This window comes from Vibrio sp. 10N.239.312.C11 (genome assembly GCF_041466065.1).
GTDB classification, from domain to species: domain Bacteria; phylum Pseudomonadota; class Gammaproteobacteria; order Enterobacterales; family Vibrionaceae; genus Vibrio; species Vibrio tasmaniensis_A.
The window spans coordinates 1-6,057 of sequence record NZ_JBFSRZ010000100.1 but is presented as its reverse complement, the minus strand read 5'-3'; the positions used below and the strand labels follow the sequence as shown (position 1 = coordinate 6,057).

At 36.1% G+C, this 6,057-nt stretch carries 5 protein-coding genes; 2 read left to right on the top strand and 3 right to left on the bottom strand.

The features are described 5' to 3' along the window. Positions 1-417 precede the first annotated feature (417 nt). Positions 418-558, top strand: a complete 141-nt coding sequence (locus AB6D07_RS22405; protein WP_158008876.1) for a hypothetical protein — start codon at positions 418-420, stop codon at positions 556-558. Positions 559-677: 119 nt separating this feature from the next. Beyond that, on the top strand, positions 678-1,388 hold the full coding sequence (locus AB6D07_RS22400) for an EAL domain-containing protein (RefSeq protein WP_017102331.1): 711 nt from the start codon (positions 678-680) through the stop codon (positions 1,386-1,388). A gap of 105 nt (positions 1,389-1,493) precedes the next feature. Here the strand turns inward: AB6D07_RS22400 and AB6D07_RS22395 are convergent, their stop codons facing one another. The 3 genes from AB6D07_RS22395 to AB6D07_RS22385 form a co-directional block, all read right to left on the bottom strand. After that, positions 1,494-2,444 carry a helix-turn-helix transcriptional regulator gene (locus tag AB6D07_RS22395; RefSeq protein WP_017102330.1) on the bottom strand — a complete coding sequence of 317 codons (951 nt, stop codon included), beginning with the start codon at positions 2,442-2,444 and terminating at the stop codon, positions 1,494-1,496. A 146-nt stretch (positions 2,445-2,590) separates the two neighbouring features. After that, entirely contained in the window at positions 2,591-5,401 is a 2,811-nt protein-coding gene (locus AB6D07_RS22390) for a hypothetical protein (protein WP_372095969.1), read from the bottom strand. 196 nt (positions 5,402-5,597) lie between these two features. Beyond that, positions 5,598-5,948, bottom strand: coding sequence for a LysM domain-containing protein (locus AB6D07_RS22385; protein ID WP_372140756.1), 351 nt, complete (start codon positions 5,946-5,948; stop codon positions 5,598-5,600). Between the last annotated feature and the right edge of the window lie 109 nt (positions 5,949-6,057).

The following is a 6,057-nucleotide window of genomic DNA, read 5'->3' as shown; positions in this document are numbered from 1 at the left end:
TGATCAGATCGTAGGTTCTTGATTTAGTTCCATTGAATTACGCAACAAAGCCTGTTAGCACGCCCATATAATTAGAATTTATGTGCTAACAAACTTTCGTAATGCTTACTTATATTGTCATTTTAAGTGAAGCTGAGTTGTCAGATGGAATGTGGTTGTAGTAAACGTATTATTATAAGAATTCACAAGACTTTAATAGAAAAAATTATTGGTATTAAAGAAAAATACATGTGCAAAAATTGCCGATTTATATTTAGAGTTAGATGATGTCATAATATTCATTAGCACCACATGTTGAAATAATCAGTGAGTGCTAATCAGCTCTCTTACCAATAATGGTAATGTTTGCTTAAACCTTTTCGGCATTACGATTCTATGATGAATGAAAGTCAATTTAGCATAATTAAATGTAATTTAATGAAATTAAAAAGTCATCAATTAAGAGAATTAAGGGATATCATTAATTCTAAATTAGGCGGTTTTGATAAGAAAGAGCTGATTCTTACTGAAGAAGAGAGGGAGTTGATTAAATCAATTTATTCTGAAGCGCGACAATGATTATCCAGCGACTGTTGAATAAATTTTCCCTCATGAACAATAGTATACTTTTTAGTTGTTCTTAAATGGACATTTATTGAGAGCAAGCCAACAACTATAACCTGAAAGGAATTAAAAGTATGTGTTTTCTTTTTGAACAATACTTATCAGGACGAGAAATAGCAAATAAGTACAATCTTAACTACAAGTTACAAGAAATAACAAATTTAGAGGGGATAAACATAGGTTATGAAATACTAATCGATGCTAAAGGATTTTCTGTCAGACAAGTTGATGAAATATACAACAAAGGCCTGATGTATCCTCATCCTACCAAAAAATTAATGAGACGAATCGAAAATTATATAGAAGGTGGAGGGCAACTTTTATCAGGTAAAAGTCTTTTTGTTAATTTAGAAAGAAGTCACTTATGTGATAAATTTCTTCTTTGCGACATTGTTATTTTATCTAAAAAACTAGCACATCAAAATGCCAGCCTTATCATTGAATTAACGGAGCGAGATATTTGCGGAAAATGTTCCAAAATAGATGAAGGTATATATTTTTTAAAGAAAAATAAAATATTGTTAGCTTTGGATGATTATAACATCAACGAAGGTGATTTTAGAAACGACGAGTTGGATGCCAAGGTATACAACTTTATAAAAATTGATTTTTCATCTATAACCAACAATTTGAATTATATTGAGGAGATACTTAAAAAGTACGATCTAAAATTAATTGTTGAATACATAGAAAGTGAAAGTGACAAGGAATGGATATCTGAAAATCTAAAAAACACTTGGGCGTTACAAGGTTATTTGTATAACACTTTCCCAATTGAAATCTAACTAACATACCTGTCTTATTAAGTTAATAATTTACGGCACTGTATGACTTATGAACAGTGCCATAATTTATCCATCACAATAAAATTATATTTATTTTTATTTTTATTACCCTTTAATTCCTCGCAAATTGCATAGTTTACAACTTTCATAATTGCATGCCGAAAGACAATTTAACCTTATTTGTATCAATGACAAGATAGTTGGGTTAGAAATGGATTTGATAATGTTAAATTTAAGCAAACGCACGCCCATTTTATCTTTTTTATCTAATGATGGATAATACCTAACTTCTTCTGCATTAAATATTAACTTACAGAACTCAATTATCGGTTGATAGTCCAAATTAAATAAATAAACGTAATCTTTAGTTTTGACATAAGATATTAAATATAAACAAATAGCTTGAACGATAAGTTCAAAATAATGTTCCGAATTAATATAATATCCTAAAAACACTAAACAACTTTTATCTACTTCATTTGGCGATATAGTGATGAACGATGGGGATCCATTTAGCTTTTTTATATCGAGAATACCTGCCCAATGACCTATTATCTCATCATCTTCATTTTTAAGTACAACGCTTTTGTAATCGATATCGTTTCCCATATTATACAAATCGTGTTTAAATTTATTTAAAGATGAAATATTGCCATAAAAGTCGCCGAATTTGTCAAGATGTTCTTGAAAACTATCATTAGAAATCTCCGACCTGACATATTTAGGTACATAACGATAAGAGAGTACTGAAATTGAAAAATCAAGTGCCTTGGTCAAATTGTAAAGAGTTATGCCATACTTTGTAGGACTCTTAATTTTGGACAAATCCAAAGAGCAGATATATTCTTTTAATTCTACACCCAGACACTTCGCGATATAAAACTGCTTGTATAATGGTGGTGTGCTTTTTCCATTTAACCACCGGCTTAACGTAATCGAATCTAAACCTTTGAATTCTTCGTAGTTTTCACTTTGAAGAATAGCAATCAGTTCTTTCCTTGAGATCCCTTTAGTTTCAATCCAAAGGGATAGGCTTTCTTTAAACTCCAGAGTCACGATAGAACTCCTTGGTACTTAATTTCATACAATACCCTTATGACAAATCCCTATTGAGTTCAAAACAATCGGATTGTCCTTACAAAGCACCAATAAAAAGAGCCCATCAGTTGATGGGCTGATACTTAAAATATATTAAATCAGTTTTACTTCACCCACCATTGCATAACATAACCTTCATTGTGGTTAATATTTTCATGGTATGTCATCGCTCCTCCATTTCTCCCATTACAACCCAATGCTCTGACACTTAGAATAGTAATGAATTCGGGAGATGTACACTTCCCGAATAGGTCAGCTTCATCATGTAGCGTAGCGTTCCAACCACCAAACACAGTATCTAAGGCAACACCTAAGGAAAAGCTACTTGTAGCCATTGGGACCCAAGTCCAAATATGCCACGCCCAAGAAGACGACTGACGAACAAAGGCGTAATTAACAGCTGAATTAGCGATTTCTCCGTTGAAATATATCAGCATAGGATTAGCTGGCGTAAGCTCGAAACCCAATCCATGAACACGACCCTTAAATCCGATCCCATTTAAACCGTATGTTCCACCATCGAGATTTCGACCAACTAAACTATATCCATCTGGAGAGGTTGTCTCAATTTGCCAATTAAGTACAACATCATCTGTGTCCTTATCTATTGTATTTACTGAAGGATCTGACGTGTAATTTAAACGAATATGTCTGTTATTCAATCTAGCGGCTTCACCGGCGCTAATACGAAAATTGTTATAGTTTACAGAGGTGTCATCATCAGATACAAGGCCAATGCCTTCGGAAAACTGAGACGATGTTCCCCAGCGAAGTCCTTTACCGTCTTGACTGAAAACAGTGTTATTTCCACCAAATCGAGTTAAATTAGTTCTTTCTGAGTATGACCAAATTAATGTATACCCTCCGGGACTCATCTTACTCTGACTCAAACTCTGCGGAATCGTTACCATATCGCACTGTGTTTTGTACTTTCCTGTAGCTCCATTTATCCAGTATTCACCATCATCCACGACCAAAGAATACTTTGAGTTATACTCGTTAAAAATTGCATTACAGCTTTCCGCAGGACTGGCAAACGTTCCGACAGTAATTTTAAAAAAGTCGAATGATCTTACACTAACAACACTTTGGCCAAATACATCGAAACCGCTAACAAACAAAGTTACTGAATGTGGTCTTTGCCCCGGTGTGATTGTAAATGACTTGTCAGTTGAAACCAACTCTCCATCTATTATCCATCTGTACTCGTATTGACTGACGTCGCAATACTCACAAATCACTGATGCGGTAATAAGATCATTTTCCCCTTCTGTAGCATCAATCTCTGCGATCTCTAATACAGGTGGATTACCAAGATAAATATTCACGTTGCCATAAATATGCCCCCCCAATTCTGTCCTAACTTCAAAAATAAAGTCATCCACTCCTATCGCGTTTTCATTAGGCCTATAGATAACGTTGTGCGAATCAAAGATTTCAACCGTACCCAACAACGCGAATGAAAAACCTACGACTTCAGCATTGGCCCTTTCTTCATCACTAAGATACCCGTCAACTAGAGACGGTATATCGATCATTATTGGTATGTTTGTATTCGTACTAAATGTTCTTTCAACTTCATCTTTTAAAAATAGATGGCTAGCTGAATTAGCAACTACCGCCCAATGTTGCGTGATATCGGCTTCACCATCAGTCAGTACAACGTCGAAGAAGTAAGTACCTACTACGTCAGCGAGGGCAGCAACTTGTAGCTTTGACTTATCGGTTGATATTTCAACTTTTAGCTTATCTGAAGAAGCTGGCGGCATAGTAATTGACTTGAACGTAACTGTGTCACCATCAATATCAGTTGCAAGAGCAGCTGCGCCAATTGACATGTCAGTACCTGCGGTTGTGTACCAAATATATAAACTGTCGTTTAATATTGGGGCAATGTTTTCTTTTACGTAAACACGAACAATACCTGTCGCAAAACCGCCATAGTGGTCGCTAACTTGGTAGGAAATATCGTGCCAACCAGCACGTCCAAATGTTACATCGAACTCAGTACTATCCAATTGGGTTAAGTTCGTTGGCGCAACGGTGGCATCATATGAATACGCACCAACCAATTGAAGGGCATCATTATCTGCATCGTAAATACAGCTACCTTGGGTATCGTGAGATTCACGTCCATAAGTACACTCGGCACTGATATCACTCGCGACATCAATCGTGTATTTTTGACCAACTTTGATAGCCGAACCATTATTGGTCCACTGGAAGTACTTAGTTTCGGGGTTACTGTTATCATCTGATGAGCTTATGCTGATATCAATCGCACCAACTTTAAAGTCCCCTACACCATCACCGTCAAAATCGTCAGATAATGAATAAATTAAGCGCGTAATTCCGCCTGGATCGTTGGCGTCACTGTTGTATTCAACAATGCTCCATTTTTCGTCACTCGATATTGCTTTAGCACTACCTGAGCCAAGCACTAATATCGTGCTAGATAGAACGTAATCGTTATCTTCACTGTCCGTTGGAAATATGCTCGCTAGCTGAGCTTTCAAATCAATGTTTATCACGCGTCCAGGAGTGGAAATAAACGCGGTAGTAGGTGGAAGTGTTGTCGACGGCAAAGAGTACAGACTAGCAAGGCTATTTGGCATGATCATTGTGCGCTTTTCGACTAGTACACTCGTGACCATTCTTGGATTCGCGAACGTTGTTCCAGATTCCACGCTACGCAGCGAGTATTGGTACTGGCACATCGTCGGATTATCAAAAGCGTCCAACTCAAATGTCATACCCGAAACTGCAGCAGGGTCACACTGACTATTACCCGTAACATTGGTGATGTCGTCGATCAACAACGCTTCGCTATTTGAGATAGAGTTTCGCTCGCTCAAATCTATCGAGAGCTTTTGTTCTGTGTAAGTACGTACAATGCCATCTTGAGTATAAACCACTGGTTCTTTCTCTACCGGCCGATCATTGCTCGGTGTTGAACTACCAGAACTTTCTCCACCACAACCCAATAGTGCAAAAGGTATTGCTAGTAAGGCAAAATATAATTTCTTCATTATTATTCTCACGCATTTATTAAATGAATTAATACAAAGACTTAATCGAAACCAATAGTTAAAGCAACGAGCCATATGAGTATTAATTTTTCAAATTTTTCACTTTTACAATTTCATTTGGGTATATGTAATCCAAATTCCGACCAGAGAAATAATCTTTGTTCAGGCGTAGAAATTCATTAAAGGAAATATTAAATCGTCGGCATATCTGGTAGATGTAATCACCTTCTTTAACGACATAATCAAGCGAATATCTCAATTCCTTATTAATATAAGGCTTTGGTTCCGGAACATCTTCAATAATATGTTCGACCAGTTTTAGATCTTCCGATATAGGTTGTACGACTTCTTTTACTTTATCTTCAATAACATTACGTTCATAAACAGGTTGCAGTTCAACTGTTGACTTCTCCTTATTGAACTTATATTTCACACCCAAACTGTAAGCATATTGGTCTAAGTAATCCGAGCTAAATGCCTGGTTAAAGCGGCTTTGTTGCGTAATTCAATGGAACTAAATCAAGAACCTACGATCTGATCAG

Bases quoted from the DNA above. Each gene is read 5' to 3' on its own strand.
- AB6D07_RS22405 (WP_158008876.1), top strand. From the start codon at position 418: ATGAAATTAAAAAGTCATCAATTAAGAGAATTAAGGGATATCATTAAT.
- AB6D07_RS22400 (WP_017102331.1), top strand. From the start codon at position 678: ATGTGTTTTCTTTTTGAACAATACTTATCAGGACGAGAAATAGCAAAT.